The organism is uncultured Nisaea sp., assembly GCF_963974195.1.
Lineage (GTDB): Bacteria > Pseudomonadota > Alphaproteobacteria > Thalassobaculales > Thalassobaculaceae > Nisaea.
In genome coordinates this window covers 1-15,833 of record NZ_CAXBDC010000101.1, presented here as the reverse complement: position 1 = coordinate 15,833, position 15,833 = coordinate 1, and the positions used below count along the sequence as shown (strand labels likewise).

Annotated in this window: 16 protein-coding genes; 3 read left to right on the top strand and 13 right to left on the bottom strand. The window is 60.5% G+C overall.

The window, feature by feature from the left end:
* The coding region (locus AAC126_RS18155; protein ID WP_339855939.1) for an aldehyde dehydrogenase family protein at positions 1-1,010 on the top strand (1,010 nt) is incomplete at its 5' end.
* Between the two features lie 110 nt (positions 1,011-1,120).
* Here the strand turns inward: AAC126_RS18155 and AAC126_RS18150 are convergent.
* From AAC126_RS18150 to AAC126_RS18105, 10 genes are all read right to left on the bottom strand, one after another.
* A complete protein-coding gene (locus tag AAC126_RS18150) occupies positions 1,121-1,489 on the bottom strand; it encodes a sulfotransferase domain-containing protein (RefSeq protein ID WP_339855937.1) in 369 nt (122 codons plus the stop codon).
* Positions 1,490-1,527: 38 nt separating this feature from the next.
* Positions 1,528-1,947, bottom strand: coding sequence for a sulfotransferase domain-containing protein (locus tag AAC126_RS18145; RefSeq protein ID WP_339855935.1), 420 nt, complete (start codon positions 1,945-1,947; stop codon positions 1,528-1,530).
* A 67-nt stretch (positions 1,948-2,014) separates the two neighbouring features.
* Positions 2,015-2,839, bottom strand: a complete 825-nt coding sequence (locus AAC126_RS18140; RefSeq protein WP_339855933.1) for a sulfotransferase domain-containing protein — start codon at positions 2,837-2,839, stop codon at positions 2,015-2,017.
* 85 nt (positions 2,840-2,924) lie between these two features.
* Positions 2,925-3,608 (bottom strand): alpha/beta fold hydrolase, encoded by a 684-nt coding sequence (locus AAC126_RS18135; protein WP_339855931.1) that lies wholly within the window; start codon positions 3,606-3,608, stop codon positions 2,925-2,927.
* 194 nt (positions 3,609-3,802) lie between these two features.
* Positions 3,803-4,798, bottom strand: coding sequence for an ABC transporter substrate-binding protein (locus AAC126_RS18130; protein WP_339855929.1), 996 nt, complete (start codon positions 4,796-4,798; stop codon positions 3,803-3,805).
* Positions 4,799-4,839: 41 nt separating this feature from the next.
* Positions 4,840-5,949 carry an ABC transporter permease gene (locus tag AAC126_RS18125; RefSeq protein ID WP_339855927.1) on the bottom strand — a complete coding sequence of 370 codons (1,110 nt, stop codon included), beginning with the start codon at positions 5,947-5,949 and terminating at the stop codon, positions 4,840-4,842.
* Positions 5,946-6,830, bottom strand: coding sequence for an ABC transporter permease (locus tag AAC126_RS18120; protein WP_339855925.1), 885 nt, complete (start codon positions 6,828-6,830; stop codon positions 5,946-5,948). The genes AAC126_RS18125 and AAC126_RS18120 overlap by 4 nt, the downstream gene beginning before the upstream one ends.
* Positions 6,817-7,587, bottom strand: a complete 771-nt coding sequence (locus tag AAC126_RS18115) for an ABC transporter ATP-binding protein (protein WP_339855941.1) — start codon at positions 7,585-7,587, stop codon at positions 6,817-6,819. Before AAC126_RS18115 ends, AAC126_RS18120 begins: the two co-directional genes overlap by 14 nt.
* Before the next feature lie 163 nt (positions 7,588-7,750).
* On the bottom strand, positions 7,751-9,205 hold the full coding sequence (hydA, locus tag AAC126_RS18110; RefSeq protein ID WP_339855923.1) for a dihydropyrimidinase: 1,455 nt from the start codon (positions 9,203-9,205) through the stop codon (positions 7,751-7,753).
* A 20-nt stretch (positions 9,206-9,225) separates the two neighbouring features.
* The gene (locus AAC126_RS18105; RefSeq protein ID WP_339855921.1) at positions 9,226-10,476 is read right to left on the bottom strand and encodes a Zn-dependent hydrolase; all 1,251 of its coding nucleotides are present in this window, start codon (positions 10,474-10,476) and stop codon (positions 9,226-9,228) included.
* A gap of 303 nt (positions 10,477-10,779) precedes the next feature.
* On the opposite strand from AAC126_RS18105, the gene AAC126_RS18100 reads away from it, so the two are divergent.
* Entirely contained in the window at positions 10,780-11,415 is a 636-nt protein-coding gene (locus AAC126_RS18100; protein ID WP_339855919.1) for a TetR family transcriptional regulator C-terminal domain-containing protein, read from the top strand.
* 154 nt (positions 11,416-11,569) lie between these two features.
* Here AAC126_RS18100 and preA read toward each other — a convergent pair whose 3' ends face one another.
* Together preA and AAC126_RS18090 are read right to left on the bottom strand one after the other, a co-directional pair.
* On the bottom strand, positions 11,570-12,874 hold the full coding sequence (gene preA / locus AAC126_RS18095) for an NAD-dependent dihydropyrimidine dehydrogenase subunit PreA (protein WP_339855917.1): 1,305 nt from the start codon (positions 12,872-12,874) through the stop codon (positions 11,570-11,572).
* A gap of 20 nt (positions 12,875-12,894) precedes the next feature.
* Positions 12,895-14,235 carry an NAD(P)-dependent oxidoreductase gene (locus tag AAC126_RS18090; RefSeq protein WP_339855915.1) on the bottom strand — a complete coding sequence of 447 codons (1,341 nt, stop codon included), beginning with the start codon at positions 14,233-14,235 and terminating at the stop codon, positions 12,895-12,897.
* 157 nt (positions 14,236-14,392) lie between these two features.
* Here AAC126_RS18090 and AAC126_RS18085 point away from each other — a divergent pair, with 157 nt between their 5' ends.
* A complete protein-coding gene (locus AAC126_RS18085; protein WP_339855913.1) occupies positions 14,393-15,211 on the top strand; it encodes an alpha/beta fold hydrolase in 819 nt (272 codons plus the stop codon).
* Positions 15,212-15,284: 73 nt separating this feature from the next.
* Here the strand turns inward: AAC126_RS18085 and AAC126_RS18080 are convergent.
* The coding region (locus AAC126_RS18080; RefSeq protein ID WP_339855911.1) for a DUF934 domain-containing protein at positions 15,285-15,833 on the bottom strand (549 nt) is incomplete at its 5' end.

Sequence of the window (15,833 nt, the reverse complement as noted above, 5' to 3'; positions counted from 1 at the left end):
CGCCGTGGAACTGGCCGATGAACCAGGTGACCCTGAAGGTCGTCCCGGCCGTCGGCGTTGGCTGCACCGTGGTGCTGAAGCCGTCCGAAATCGCCCCGATGTCCTCCCTGCTCTTCGCCGAGTTCATGGAGCAGGCTGGTTTCCCGGCCGGTGTGTTCAACCTCGTCAATGGCGACGGCCCGACCGTCGGCGAAGCGATGAGCAAGCATCCCGACATCGACATGATGAGCTTCACCGGCTCCACCCGCGCCGGTATCGCCGTCACCAAGGCTTCCGCCGACACGGTCAAGCGCGTTTCGCTTGAACTCGGCGGCAAAGGCCCGAACCTCGTGTTCGCCGACACGGACGTTGCCAAAGCCGTCAAGCGCGGCGTGCTGCACATGTTCAACAACAGTGGCCAGAGCTGCAACGCTCCGAGCCGGATGATTGTCGAAAAATCCGTCTATGGTGAAGCGGTCGCGGCTGCCAAATCCGTGGCCGAAGCACAGGAAGTGGGGGATCCGACCCAGGAAGGCCGTCAGATCGGCCCGGTGGTCTCGCAAGCCCAGTTCGACAAGATCCAGGGCCTGATCGAATCCGGCATCAAGGAAGGTGCTACCCTCCTTGCCGGTGGTCTCGGCCGTCCTGATGGCCTCAACCGCGGCTATTATGTCAAGCCGACCGTCTTCGCGGACGTGAAGGAAGACATGACCATTGCCAAGGAAGAGATCTTCGGCCCGGTGCTCTCGATCATGTCCTTCGAAGATGAAGCCGACGCTGTCCGGATCGCCAACGACACGCCGTACGGTCTGACGTCCTATGTGCAGACCGGTGACCCGGAGCGGGCCAAGCGCCTCGCCCGCCAGCTCCGTGCCGGCATGATCCAGCTGAACGGTGCCGGCCGCGCGCCGGGCAGCCCGTTCGGTGGCTACAAACAGTCCGGTAACGGCCGCGAGGGCGGCGAGCACGGCCTCATGGAATTCCTGGAAGTGAAGGCTGTCGCCGGCTGGCCGGCCGAAGCCGCCGAATAAGTTTCCAGACTTTTTCCGAAGAAGCGGCCGCATCACCCGATGCGGCCGTTTTTCTTTGCCTGATGCCTGATTGCACTGACCGCGGGCTTGGTGATCAGGCCTGGCTGATCTCAGGACAAATAGCCGAACCGTTTCATGACCGGGGCATGGTCGGCCTCGATCCTCGTGCGTTGTGATGCCGTAAGCTCACTTGCGCCGCCTCCCGGCTTACCCGACCGGAAGAACCGCTCCATATGCGGAGGCCGTTCAATGAACCCATCCCGGGATTCCTCCCGGCTCAGTGTTTCAAACGCACTGTTGCGTACCGCCTTGGCCAGACGATCAGCAGATACGGAGATACCCAGCGTTTTCAGGATCGCACTAAAAGTCGCCGGCGTGTCCCGGTGCAGATCCTCATAGCGAACAGTGCAGACCGGGATGGTGCTCTGGTTCGTCCATGATTCCACATGCCGGTCCCAGCGCCCGAGAATGGTGCTCATCTCGAAATCGCCAGCGGTCGTTATATTGTCATCAAGCGCTATCTGGCCGATCGCCTCGTCAACCTCATGCCGAAATGCGCCGCATAGGAAAGGATCATGTCCCGCGGATCGCGCAGGATATAGATCGCCCCCGCCGTCACCGCCGGGTTGATCAGCGGCACGCCGCCATAGTCGGCAAGCTGGGAATGTGTCTTCACGAAATGATCGTGGTCGCGTGCATCAGCCAGCCGGCGCTGTGCTTCCGGGCGCAACGCGCGGACCTCTTCAATCGTCAGTTCCGTCAGGGGTTTGTCGGTCACGCCATCGAAAAAGCGCGGCCGTGTATCGCTCAGCGTGAAGCCGCGCAAGTCATTGATTGATATCGGATTGTCACGATCAAGGATGTAATTAGCGAGAAGCGCCCGCATCCAGGTATTGCCACTCTTGGGGTAGGATGCCAGCCAGATAATTCGCGCCATATCATCACAATATCAAAGAGTTACGATTCAACATTACAGTCGAAAAACTGATAGTCCTTGCTTCCGGTCACACTGCGTAACCAAACTTTTCCATCATCGCGCCATGATCCCGAACGATCTGTTTCAACTGACGCTTTGACAGTTTTTGCGTGCCCTCGCCGGCTGTACCCGATCTGAAAAACCGGCCCGCATGCGGAGACCGTTCAGCGAACCCGTCGGCTTTTTCCAGAGACGAAAGAGACTTGAAGGATGCATGCCTGACAGCCCGCGCCAGCCGCTCTTCCTCAATCGGAATGTTCAGGGTGCGCAGAACCGCGCCGAACGCCTCTTCCGGTTTTTCAAGCAGATCTTCGTACCGCACGAGGCAGACCGGAATAGAGCCACCGGTCCAGCTCGTCACATGCCCGGACCAGGAACCGAGATAACTGACGATCTGATCGTGCGGGCTGACCGTCGTGTTTTCCGCATCACCGAGATCGCGGATCGCCAGATCGACCGACATGCCGAAGTGCTCAGCGTAGGAGAACACCAGATCGCAGGGGTTACGGACGATATAAATCGCGCCCAGGGAAACCGACGGGTCTATCAGTTGCGCACCGTTCGGAAATGCGGGCTGCGTGTGCGTCTTGACGAAATGGTCGTGCGGTTTGGAATTCGCGATAAGACGGAGCACCGTCGGCCGGATCGCGACCGACTCTTCGAGCGTGATCTTCTCGATCGGCTTTCCAGTTACCTTGGTATAGAACCCCTGGATCGTGTCACTCAGAGTAAAATCGTTCAACTCCGCGAGCTTTACCGGCTCTTCCCTGTTCATGATGTAATTGGCGAGAAGCGCCCGCATCCAGGTGTTCCCAGACTTGGGATAGGATGCAAGCCAGATGATCCGCGACATGAAACGACCAGAAATGAGTGCACTTACTGAGTAATGTAAAACCCGCCCCCTCGAATACAAGATGAAGAGGCTGTCGGAACGGAAGTTATTCGAGCCAGTCCTTGAGAAGTATCACCATCTGCTCCGGCGCCTCCATTGGTAGCATATGACCGCAGTCTTCGACAATCTTCAGACGTGCGCCCGGAATACCATCCGAGAGTTCCCGTGCTTCGTCCAGACTGCGCAATTCATCCTGCCGGCACCAGACAACCAGCGTCGGGCACATGATGTCGCCCAGCCTGTCATGCCCATCATGACGGGCAACACCGATCTGGTTCACAAACCCGTTCTTGCCGATCCGGTCCGCCATCTCGCGAATCCGGTCGACCAGCGTATCGTCCGACCGCCGGTCCGGATGCAGCGAGGACAGAATGGAATGTCGGGAAAGCCCCCTGAAGCCCCTGCCCTCCGCGGCCTTCGCAAGACCGGCCTTGCGCGCGGCCTGCTCCGGGCTGTCCCCACGTGCGCTGGTATTCAGAAGCGCCAGCCGCTCAACCCGCTCCGGCGCCATCAGTGCAATCTCACGGGCAACGAACCCGCCCATGGAGAAGCCAACGAGGGAGAAGCGCTCCGGCGCCTCGTCCAGAATGCGCCGAGCCATGGCATCAAATGACCGGTCCCTGGTCAGGTCGCCGAAATGCAGGTCTCCCAGGCTCTCCAAGCCGTTTTCGGCATCGTCCCAGAGATGCCGGTCGCACATGAAGCCGGGAAGAAAGAGTATGTCCGTCATGGAAGGCCCTGAGAATTAATGGAATCAAGAAGATACGGCCGAAGGTAATCCCCCGGGATGCCAAACATCCAGAGGAACATGAAATCCGGGGACCGGGCATAAATGACGAGGCCCCGGTAGCTGGTATGAAACGAGCAGATGGTATGAAAAAGGCGGCCTGAGGCCGCCTTCTCCGTATTCGATATGGTGACCGCTTATTTCAGCGCCTTGTCCGTGATCATGTGCGTCCAGGCATCAACCGGCCGCTTGGTGATGACCGGGCTGGAGCCGCCCTTCAGCAGAGTATTCACCGTCCGCTCGTAATCGTCCGCATCGAGCGCGCCGTTGGAGCCTGCCGTCAGCTTGGCAACTTCCCGCATCATCCGGCGCTGGTGCTTTTCGGTCTGGGCACCCGAGGCATCGTTCTCAAGCACGATATCGGCTGCCTCGTCCGGATGCTCGGCGGCATATTTCCAGCCCTTCATGGAAGCCCTGACAAACCGCGCCATCTTGGAAACGAAAGCCGGGTCCTTGAGCTTGTCCTCAAGCACGTAAAGGCCATCCTCAAGCGTGGCGACACCCTGATCCTGATACTTGAACACCACCAGTTCATCCGCCGGAATACCGGCATCGATGACCTGCCAATATTCGTTGTAGGTCATGGTGGAAACGCAGTCGGCCTGCTTCTGCAGCAGCGGATCGACGTTGAAGCCCTGCTTCAGCACCGTAACCCCGCCGGCGCTGCCGTCGGTCTTGATGTCGAGTTGGGACATCCAGGACAGGAACGGATATTCGTTACCGAAGAACCAGACGCCGAGTGTCTTGTCCTTGAAATCCGCCGGAGATGTGATGCCGGTTTCCTTGCGGCAGGTCAGCATCATGCCCGAGCTCTTGAACGGCTGGGCGATATTGACGAGCGGCACGCCCTTCTCGCGCGATGCAAGCGCGGACGGCATCCAGTCGATGATCACATCGGCCCCGCCGCCGACAATGACCTGCGGCGGCGCGATATCCGGGCCGCCCGGCTTGATCTCGACGACAAGCTCTTCTTCTTCGTAGAAACCCTTGTCCGCGGCCACGTAATAGCCGGCGAACTGCGCCTGTGTCACCCATTTGAGCTGAAGCGTGACGTGGTCATCGCCTTCGGCCATCGCCGTGGCGGCGGCCAGACTGAATGCCCCTGCGAGCAATCCTGTCAGCATCTTTTGCATGGTTACTCTCCTCATTCGATGAAGCCTGCCTGACCCCGGACTTATCTGTTTGACGGGTGCCAGAATGTAAGGGTGCGCTCGATCAGGACGAGCGCACCGTAGAAAGCGGAACCGGCAAGTGCCGCAACCGCGATTTCCGCCCATACCATGTCGACATTCATGCGGCCGACTTCGGTTGATATGCGGAATCCCATGCCCACGATCGGCGTTCCGAAGAACTCCGACACGATGGCGCCGATCAGCGCCAGTGTCGAATTGATCTTGAGGGCGTTGAAGATGAAGGGCAGCGCCTCCACCAGACGCAGTTTAAGCAGCGTCTGGCCGTAGCTGGCGGCATAGGTACGCATCAGGTCCCGCTGCATCGCGCTGGAGGCAGAGAGACCTTCCAGCGTGTTCACCAACATCGGGAAGAAGGTCATGATGACCACGACCGCCGCTTTCGACTGCCAGTCGAAGCCGAACCACATCACCATGATCGGGGCGATGCCAATGATTGGCAGCGCGCTGACCATGTTCCCAACCGGCAACAGCCCGCGTTTCAGGAATGGCGAGCGGTCAATCAGAATGGCGGTGCCGAAGCCGATGCCACATCCGAGCACATAACCCGCGATCACGGCCTTCATGAAGGTCTGCACGAAATCCGCCCAGAGCGTCGGCAGAGATCCCGTCAGCTTGGCCCAGATGGCACTCGGCGCCGGCAGCAGGACTTGCGGCACCCCCGCCCCCCGCGTGATCGCTTCCCAGATCAGAATCAGCCAGATGCCGAAAATCAGCGGGATCAGCAGATTGATTGCCTGTCTGGCCGATGGCGGCAGGGATTTGGCGGCCGTCGTCAACCGGGTCACGCTGGACCAGGCCGCCAGCCAGCCGGAAACCAGCAAGGCCCAGTAGGACGGCCCCATCTCGCCCTCTCCGTGGCCGATATGCGCAATCAGAGGGACGGCGGCAAGATGCACGGTGATCAGCAGTAAAAAGGCGGCTATTGCCCCCTGGCGCCAGACGCTCGCCATTGCAAAGGAGAACAGTAGCAAGCCGGCGGCGAGGCCATAGGATGGCGACCATATGGCCTCCATCGGTATGATCTGCAGAACGATCGCGGCAATCAGCGCGGCAGCGCCCAGAGGAACAGTCAATGGCAGGGAGCGGCTCATCGCGCGATCCCCATGCGGCGGCGCACCGCTTTATCCGCGAAACCGACGATGGTGACCAGCATGGCCGCCAGGAAAGCCGCGCTCAACAGGGCGGACCATATCTGCACCGTCTGCCCGTAGTAAGAGCCGGCCAGCAGCCGCGCGCCCAGCCCGGCGACCGCCCCGGTCGGCAGCTCGCCGACGATGGCGCCGACAAGGCTGGCCGCAATGGCAATCTTCATCGAGGTAAAGAGGAAGGGGATCGAGGATGGCCAGCGCAGCTTCCAGAAGGTCTGGAAAGAGGACGCACTGTAGGTCCGCATCAGGTCGAGTTGCATCGGATCAGGAGAGCGCAGGCCTTTCACCACACCGACCGTAACCGGAAAGAAGGAGAGGTAAGTCGAGATCAATGCCTTCGGTATCAGGCCCGAGATTCCGATCGCGTTCAGCACCACGATAACCATGGGGGCAATCGCCAGGATCGGAATGGTCTGCGAGGTGATGATCCAGGGCATCAGGCTGCGCTCAAGGCTCTCCACATGGATGATCGCGGCCGCCAGCGTAACGCCGAGAAGAGTGCCCATGACAAAGCCGAGCATGGTTGAGGAAAGCGTTATACCGCCATGATAAATCAGACTTCTTTTCGAGGTGATGCGTTTCTCGACAGTGGTGTTCCAGATCTCGGTTGCAACCTGGTGCGGTGCCGGCAGGACCGGCCGTTTCTGGTTCAGGGTTGCCGCGATGAATTGCCCTGTCGTCGGGTCCAGCTTTGCCCGCTCGTCCAGCTCACGCTGGAACGGCGCGTTCAGCATGACCGCGCTGAAATACCAGATCGCGATCAGCACCAGAACGACCGTCGAGACCGCGAAGGTCTTTGATTTCAACACGTCATTCATCGTCATAGGCGTGCCCTGCCCGGAGGCCCTCACGCACCCTGTGGGCGATTTTCAGGAACTCCGGTGTCTCCCGGATATCCAGAGTGCGCTCGCGCGGCAGATTACAGTCGATCACGTCATGCACCCTTCCGGGACGCGGTGACATGACGACGATCTTGGTCGACAGGAACACAGCCTCCGGGATCGAGTGAGTCACGAAAATGACTGTCTTGTTGGTCCGGTCCCAGAGCCGGTTGAGCTGCTCGTTCAGATGATCGCGAACGATCTCGTCCAGCGCCCCGAACGGCTCGTCCATCAGCAGCAGATCCGGCTCAACCGCGAGGGCCCGGGCGATGGAGGCCCGCTGCTGCATGCCGCCGGAAAGCTGCCACGGGAATTTCCGCTCGAACCCGGCAAGGTTCACCAGTTCCAGATTGCGCGCGATCCGCTCGGCCCGCTCCGCCTTGTCCAGCCCCATAATTTCCAGCGGCAGCGCGACATTGCCCGCAATCGTGCGCCACGGATAGAGCGCAGCGGCCTGAAACACATAGCCATAGGCGCGCTTCCGCCGTGCTTCTTCCGGTGACATGCCATTGACGGAGATCGCACCGGAAGTCGCCTTCTCCAGATCCGCGATAACCCGGAGCAATGTCGTCTTGCCACAGCCCGACGGGCCGATAAAGGAGACGAACTCTCCCCGGTCAACCGTCAGGTCGATATTTGAAAGTGCGTGGACCGGGCCGTCATTGGTCGCGAATGTCAGGCAAAGCTCCCGCGCCTCGATTACCCGGAAAGCATCGTCTTCAGCCGCGCCGCTCGCCGCGCCACCCGTCCCTTGGGCCGCACCGGTTGCCTGGAAGTCTGCCACCATATTCTCCAAATCGGCGGACCGTCCGATCCCAGTCGGCGGTCCGCTTCTGCTTTATCCGGTATCTTCTGGTCCGGTTCTAGACGCCGGCCGGCATGTTTGCCGCGGACCGCACCACCTTGCGCGGTGCCGTCAGTTCCTTCCACTTGGAAAGCGCCTTGTTCGTGGCCGGATACGGGTCGCGGCCAACGAACTTGCCGCGCCCTTCGGCGGCATCGACCTTGCCCTCGGTCGCCACCACATCGCCCCGGCTCAGGGTGAAGCGCGGCAGCCCCATGACATCAATGCCTTCGAAGACATTGTAATCGATGGCGGAGACCTGCTTCGCTGCGGTGATAGTCTTCGTCGCCTTCGGGTCCCAGACCACCAGATCGGCATCCGCGCCGACCATCACCGCGCCCTTTTTAGGGAACAAATTCAGAATCTTGGCGATGTTCGTTGATGTTACCGCGACGAATTCGTTCGGCGTCAGACGGCCGGTATTGACGCCACGCGTCCAGAGCACGGGCAAGCGGTCTTCAAGCCCGCCCGTACCGTTCGGAATCTTGGTAAAATCACCCAGCCCCATACGCTTCTGGTCCGTGGTGAAGGCGCAATGATCGGTCGCCACGCATTGCAGGGAGCCGGCGGCCAGACCGGCCCAGAGACCATCCTGATGCATCTTGTCACGGAACGGCGGGGACATGACACGGCGCGCGGCATGATCCCAATCCGGGTTCGCATATTCGCTTTCGTCCAGAACCAGATGCTGGATCAGCGGCTCACCGAACACGCGCTTGCCGTTCTGCCGGGCGCGGCGGATCGCCTCATGCGCCTGCTCGCAGGAGACATGCACGATATAGAGCGGCACGTTTGCCATGTCCGCGATCATGATAGCCCGGTTGGCGGCTTCGCCCTCGACTTCGGGCGGGCGGGAATAGGCGTGCCCCTCCGGCCCGTTATTGCCCTCGGCAAGCAGTTTTTCCTGCAGGTGCGCAACAACGTCACCGTTCTCCGCATGCACCAGCGGCATGCCACCAATATCCGCGCAGCGCCGGAACGAGGAAAACATCTCGTCGTCCTCGATCATCAGCGCGCCCTTGTAGGCCATGAAATGCTTGAAGGTGTTGATGCCGCGGTTCACCACCTGCTGCATCTCGTCGAAGACCTGCTCCGACCACCAGGTGATCGCCATGTGGAAGGAATAGTCGGTGACGGCCTTGGAGCTTTTCTGATCCCAGATCTGCAGCGCCTGCATCAGGGACTGGTCCGGAGACGGCAGGCAGAAATCCACCACCATCGTGGTGCCGCCGGCAACGGCCGCCGAGGTTCCGGTGAGGAAATCTTCCGCCGAATAGGTGCCCATGAAGGGCATTTCCATGTGCGTGTGCGGATCGATCCCGCCCGGCATGATGTAACAGCCGGTGGCATCGATGGTCTCGTTGCCCTTCAGATCCTTGCCGATGGCAGTGATCACACCGCCTTCGATCAGAACGTCGGCCTCGAAACTATGATCGGCGGTGACGACTGTCCCGCCTTTGATGACTTTGGACATAAACGCGCTCCTCTCCGGTTTTATTCGACGATCTGGGCGGTCTCGACCACGGCATGGAACAGCACATCCGCACCGGCGGTCGCCCATTCCTTGCTGATCTCCTCATCCTCATTATGGCTGAGGCCGTCGACACAGGGGCACATGATCATGGATGTCGGCGCCACCCGGTTGATCCAGCAAGCGTCGTGCCCGGCACCGGAAACGATGTTCCGGTGCGTATAACCAAGGCTCTCCGCCGCATTGCGCACGGCCGTGACGCAATTCTCGTCGAAGGTGACAGGATCGAAGCCGCCGGTCTGCTCAATCTCGATGCCGAGACCGATCTCGGCGGCGATCTTCTCCGCCCCCTTGCGCAGCTTCGCGTCCATCTCTTCGAGAGCCGCCTTGTCCGGGTGCCGGAAATCGACAGTGAAGACGGTACGGCCCGGAATGATGTTCCGGGAATTCGGGTAGAGTTCGAGATGGCCGATAGCGCCGACGCCGTTCGGGCCATGCTCAAGAGCGATCTCGTTCACCAGTTCGGTGACACGCGCCATGCCGAGCCCGGCATTGATCCGCTTCGGCATGGGGGTGGAGCCGGTATGGCTCTCCTTGCCTGTCAGGGTGATCTGGATCCATTTCAGGCCCTGACCGTGAGTCACCACGCCGATATCGATATTTTCGTCCTCGAGGATCGGGCCCTGCTCGATATGCAGCTCGAAGAAAGCGTGCATCTTGCGCTGGCCGACCGGCTCCTCGCCCTTGTAGCCGATGCGCTCCAGCTCGTCGCCGAGCCGCAGCCCGTCCGCGTCCGTCCGGTCATAGGCCCAGTCCTGGGTATGAATACCGGCGAACACACCGGAGGCGACCATCGCGGGCGCGAAACGCGTGCCCTCCTCGTTGGTCCAGTTCACGATCTCGATCGGGTGCTTGGTCTTGATGCCGAGATCATTCAGCGTCCGGATCACCTCCAGCGCGCCGAGAACGCCGAGAACACCGTCATACTTGCCGCCGGTCGGCTGGGTATCCAGATGGCTGCCCAGCATCACCGGAAGCGCATCGGGGTCCGTGCCTTCGCGCCGGGCAAACATGTTGCCCATGCTGTCGACCCCCATGGTCAGGCCCTGGTGTTCACACCACTTGGTGAACAGATCACGGCCCTGCTTGTCGGAATCGGTCAGCGTCTGGCGGTTATTACCGCCGCGCAGGCCGGGCCCGATCTTCGCCATGTCCATAAGGCTGTCCCACAGCCGCTGCCCGTTGATCCGGATATTGCTGGCCGGTTCAGTCATCCCAAACTCTCCTGTTCGCTCCGTCCCTTAGCGGGGACGCTTTTGATCGGCATCGGCAAGTTCACATGTGAAGGACAAGAACTTGGCGATTGCCGACTTTTGAGGGCATTTGTGCTCACGCCCTTCTGGGGTATAAGCAAAGACAAAGTTGACCATTTGATCAAGATTAAAGTGTAGGCAATCAGGTGAGCCGCTTGCCCAGCAAACACGCAGACATCCCGGTCCCTTCATCCTTGCCCGTAACTCTGCCGTTACCTTTACTTTGCCGCCTTAAAACACCTTATAACATGCCGGATTGAACGAATGGCTGTGACATCTCAAAATGGCCGCCGCACACGAATTCAGCAGGAAAACCGTGAACGGATCCTGAAGGCTGCGCTCGATATGTTCTCCCGCTCCGGTTATCGCGGCACCACATTGGACGAGATCGCCGCCACGGCCGGCATGTCCAAACCCAACATGCTGTACTATTTCCGTACCAAGCAGGAGCTTTACCAGACCGTCCTGCAGGAAACCCTGGACGACTGGCTGACCCCGTTCGCCAAACTCGACCCGCAAGGCGATCCGGCCTCCGAACTCGGCGCCTATATCTCCGCCAAACTCGCTCATGCCCGGATCAACCCGAAGGCCTCCCGCCTCTTTGCCAACGAGATCCTGCAGGGAGCCCCCCTGCTTGAAGGCACCCTGAAAGGTCCGCTCAAGGATCTGGTCGAAACCAAGTCGAAGGCGATCCGGACCTGGATCGCAGACGGCAAGATGGTCCCGGTCGACCCGCTGCACCTGATCTACATGATCTGGGCCTCGACCCAGCATTACGCCGATTTCGAAACCCAGATGGATGCCCTCGAAGGCACCGAGCCCGGCACCCGCTCCAAGCGCTTCGAAGGCGCCGAGAGAACGTTGTTCACCGTGCTCTTCAATGGGTTGAAACCGCGTTAATACTATCTCCTATCATCATGTAACTTTTAAACAATAACCGTCATCCCCACGAAAGTGGGGACCCAGGGAGGGCTGGCGAAACTCTACGATCTCTGGGTCCCCGCATGCGCGGGGATGACGGTGAAAAAGTGGGGCGGATGGCGCCACACACGCTCTACTCCGCCGCGACCCGCATCGGGTTGTTCGGGTGGGTCGTCCAGTTGCCATATTCCGGATTGATCGGCTGGCCGGTGCGGGCATCCACGCCGTCGGTCTGCTGCTCCATGGTGATGCAGTTCTCGACCGGGCACACGCTGACGCAAAGATTGCAGCCGACGCATTCCGCATCGTTCACCTCGAAATGCCGGACACCGTCCTTCTCAGCCCAGATCGCCTGGTGCGAGGTATCCTCGCAGACGATATGACAGCGCCCGCACTTGATGCAGGATTCCTGATCGATTTTGGCCTTCACCACGTAATTGAGGTTCAGGTACTGCCAGTCGGTCGTGTTCCGGACAGCCTTGCCGACAAATTGATCGACAGAGGTGTAGCCCTTCTCGTCCATCCAGTCCGACAGCCCCGTTTTCATCTCTTCGACGATGCGGAAACCATAGGTCATGGCGGCCGTGCAGACCTGTACCGTACCGGCGCCGAGCGCCATGAATTCCGCTGCGTCCCGCCATGTGGTGATACCGCCGATGGCAGAGATCGGCAGGTCCTGCGTTTCCGGATCCCGGGCGATTTCCGACACCATGCTCAAGGCAATCGGCTTCACCGCCGGGCCACAATAGCCGCCATGGGTCGCCTTGCCGTCGATATGCGGCGACGGCGCCATGACGTCCAGATCGACGCCCATGATGGAGTTGATGGTGTTGATCAACGAGACAGCATCCGCGCCGCCCTCTTTCGCGGCGCGGGCCGGAGCGCGGATATCGGTGATGTTCGGCGTCAGTTTCACGATCACCGGCATGCGGGTGTGCTGTTTGCACCAGCGGGCGACCATCCCGACATATTCCGGCACCTGCCCGACGGCCGCGCCCATGCCGCGTTCCGACATCCCATGCGGACAGCCGAAATTGAGCTCGATCCCGTCCGCGCCGGTATCCTCCACCAGTGGCAGGATCTTCTTCCAGGCCTCCTCTTCGCACGGCACCATCAGCGAGACGACGATGGCCCGGTACGGCCACGCCTTCTTCACCGCCTTGATTTCGCGAAGATTGACCTCCAGAGGCCGGTCGGTAATCAGCTCGATATTGTTGAGACCTATCAGACGACGGTCGTTCGAGTGGATCGCGCCGTAACGCGGGCCATTAACGTTCACAACATGAGGGTCTTCGCCCAGTGTCTTCCAGACCACGCCGCCCCAGCCCGCCTTGAAGGCGCGGGTGACATTCACCTCCCGGTCAGTCGGCGGTGCCGAGGCGAGCCAGAAGGGATTGGGGGATTTGATACCGAGGAAATTCGTCTGCAGATTTGCCATGATCTCTCTCCCGATCCGGCTTACGCGCCGGTAAGCGCGTTATGGATGGAAAGCGCGGCTTGCTTGCCGTCTTCAACGGCCGCAACGGTGAGATCCTCACCGCCAGCAACCGCATCGCCTCCCGCCCAGATTTTCGGATGACTGGTGCGCCGGTCCGCGCCGACCTTGATCCGGCCAGCTTCCAGCGCAATCTCGACCGCGCTGCCCTGAAGCGGCACCGGCACGAAGGTCTGACCGATGGCTTTCAACACCATGTCCGCCTCAAGCGTGAAACCTTCGCCAGTATCGGCGAGCTTTCCACCGTCGTCTTTCGTCCGGGCGAAACTGATCGCGCCGACCTTGCCGTCCGGTCCGGCATCAATCTTCTCCGGCCGCGCCCAGTGCCGCAGCACAACGCCTTTATCCTTCGCCAGAGACTGCTCATAGGGGCTGGCATTCATCCGATCCGCCCCACGGCGATAGACCAGCGTGACCTCGTCCGCGCCGAGCAGCTTGGACTGAACGGCCGCATCAATCGCCGTCATGCCGCCACCGATAACGACAACCCTGCTGCCGACCGCGACTTTCTCCATGGCCGGAGCCTGCCGCAGCTCTTCGATGAAATCGACCGCATCGGCCACGCCGTCGAGCGCCTCACCATCAACGCCAAGGCCATTGGTCGCCCCGAGGCCAAGGCCGAGGAAGACCGCATCGAAATCCGCGACCAGAGTGTCGAGCGTAACGTCCCGGCCGAGCGCCGCACCGTTCTTCAACTCAATGCCGCCAATGGACAGCACGAAATCGAGCTCTTTCTGGGCAAACTCATCGACAGCCTTGTAAGCAGCAATGCCGTACTCATTGAGCCCGCCCCCCTTCGCCTTCGCTTCGAAGATCGTGACGTCATGGCCCAGCATGGCCAGCCGGTGCGCGCAGGAAAGCCCGGCGGGCCCGGCGCCGACGACCGCGATTGTCTTGCCGGTAAGGGCAGCGCGCTCGAACGGCTGCGTGCCCTTTTCCATCAGATGATCGGTGGCATAGCGCTGCAGCTCACCGATCCGCACCGGTTTCTGCTCTATCTCCCGCACGCAGGCCTGCTCGCACAGTGTCTCGGTAGGACAGACCCGGGCGCACATGCCGCCGAGGATGTTCTCGCTCAGAATAGTCTTGGCCGAGCCTGACGGATTGTCGGTCAGGATCTGGCGGATGAAGAGCGGGATATCGATCCCTGTCGGGCATGCCGTGACGCAAGGCGCATCATGGCAGAAATAACAGCGGTCAGCCTCGACAACGGCTTCGTGTTTGCTGAGCAACGGATGGAGATCGGCGAAATTCGACTCGACCTCCGCCGGGGACAATCTGTCCCCACGGATATCAGACGGCATAGTCTCTCCAGTTCAGAAGCCACGGTGCATTTGCACTCGTTTTTTACTATCTGATCAAAAATTTGAGACGGCGTCAAACTGAAGACGCGGTTGCCGTGCATAAAATCTGCGCATAGAAGCAGATCCGATTATCCCTCCGATACCGGCAGCAAGTTTCATGCGCAGCAGTCATCTCGTTCAGTCCGGCAGTGCTTCACTGGTTGTGGAGAGCATCGGCACCGGACACCCCGTCATCTTTCTTCATGCCAATGTCGCCGATAGCCGGATGTGGCACGCGCAGATGGAAAGCATCGGCACAGGCAACATGGCCATTGCGTATGACCGGCGCGGATTTGGAAAAACCGTCACCGGGCCGGAGAGGTTTTCTGCTGTATCGGACTTGATGGCCGTGATCGACGCCATATCGGCCGGCACTCCGGCCACCCTCGTCGGATGCTCACGCGGCGGACGGGTCGCAATCGACGCCGCCCTGCACTATCCGGACAGGTTCCACGCGCTGGTGCTGATTGCCCCTTCGGTAAGCGGCTCCCCGGCTGCCATCAATCCTCCCGAAATAGAAGATCTGATGCAGCACGCATCGGAAATCGAAGAGACAGGCGACCTTGATCAAGTGAACGCTGTTAAAGCGCGCATATGGCTCGACGGGCCGCTTGGCGCCGAGGGCCGGGTCGAGGGCGATGCCCGCCGGTTGTTCCTCGACATGAACGGCATTGCGCTCCGCCTGGCAGCAGATACGAAAGCGGAGATAGAGACCGCGCCTGCCTATCACCGATTAAGCGAGATAGCGATGCCAACCCTCGTGATCTCGGGAGACCTCGACTTTCCGTTCATTCAGGACAGATCCCGGCATATCGCCGAGGCCGTGCGTAACGGCTCACACCATGAGGTTTCCGGCACTGCACATCTGCCGAGCCTTGAACGGCCGGCTGAGATCACGGAGCTGCTTACCGGTTTCATCTCCGCCAACCGGACATAGAAAACGCCGGAAGATATCTTCCGGCGCTCTCGCTTGTATCAAGTTCTGGACGCGGCGCTGAACGCCCCCCGCGTCAATAGGCCCAGCTTGCCAGGACCGCAGGCTCAACCCGGGCATATGCACCGCCGTGACCGGACGTGGCGGTCTCGGCCTTGTCCTGGCATGTTCCTTCGACGACATCGAGCGCCGGCTGGTAGTAGCCCTTGAAGCGACGGTTCGCCCGCATCCAGGCATCCAGCAATTTCTCGTCCGCGACCTCGACCGCATCGACACCGCAGCGCTGCAGGAACAGGAACTGATCCTGGATCACATGACCGGTGGCCCGGATCTCGCCCTTGAAGCCAAAACGGTCCCGCAACAGGCGGGCCTGGGAGAAGGCCCGGCCGTCATTGAATTTAGGGAACACCAGGATCACCGCATCGAGATCCGCCAGATCGTCGCGGATATCCTCGACATCATCGGCGTTTTCAAGCCGGACAGCGCGCCGATCGAAATTGGCGACCAGAGTCTCGCGGCCGGCCTTCCATTCCTCGAGACTGACAAGCACCGGCGTATCCCGGCCAAGGGTTTCAGCCTCCCGGTCCGTCAGCGAAACCCAGATGTCTTCCTGGATACGGCCATT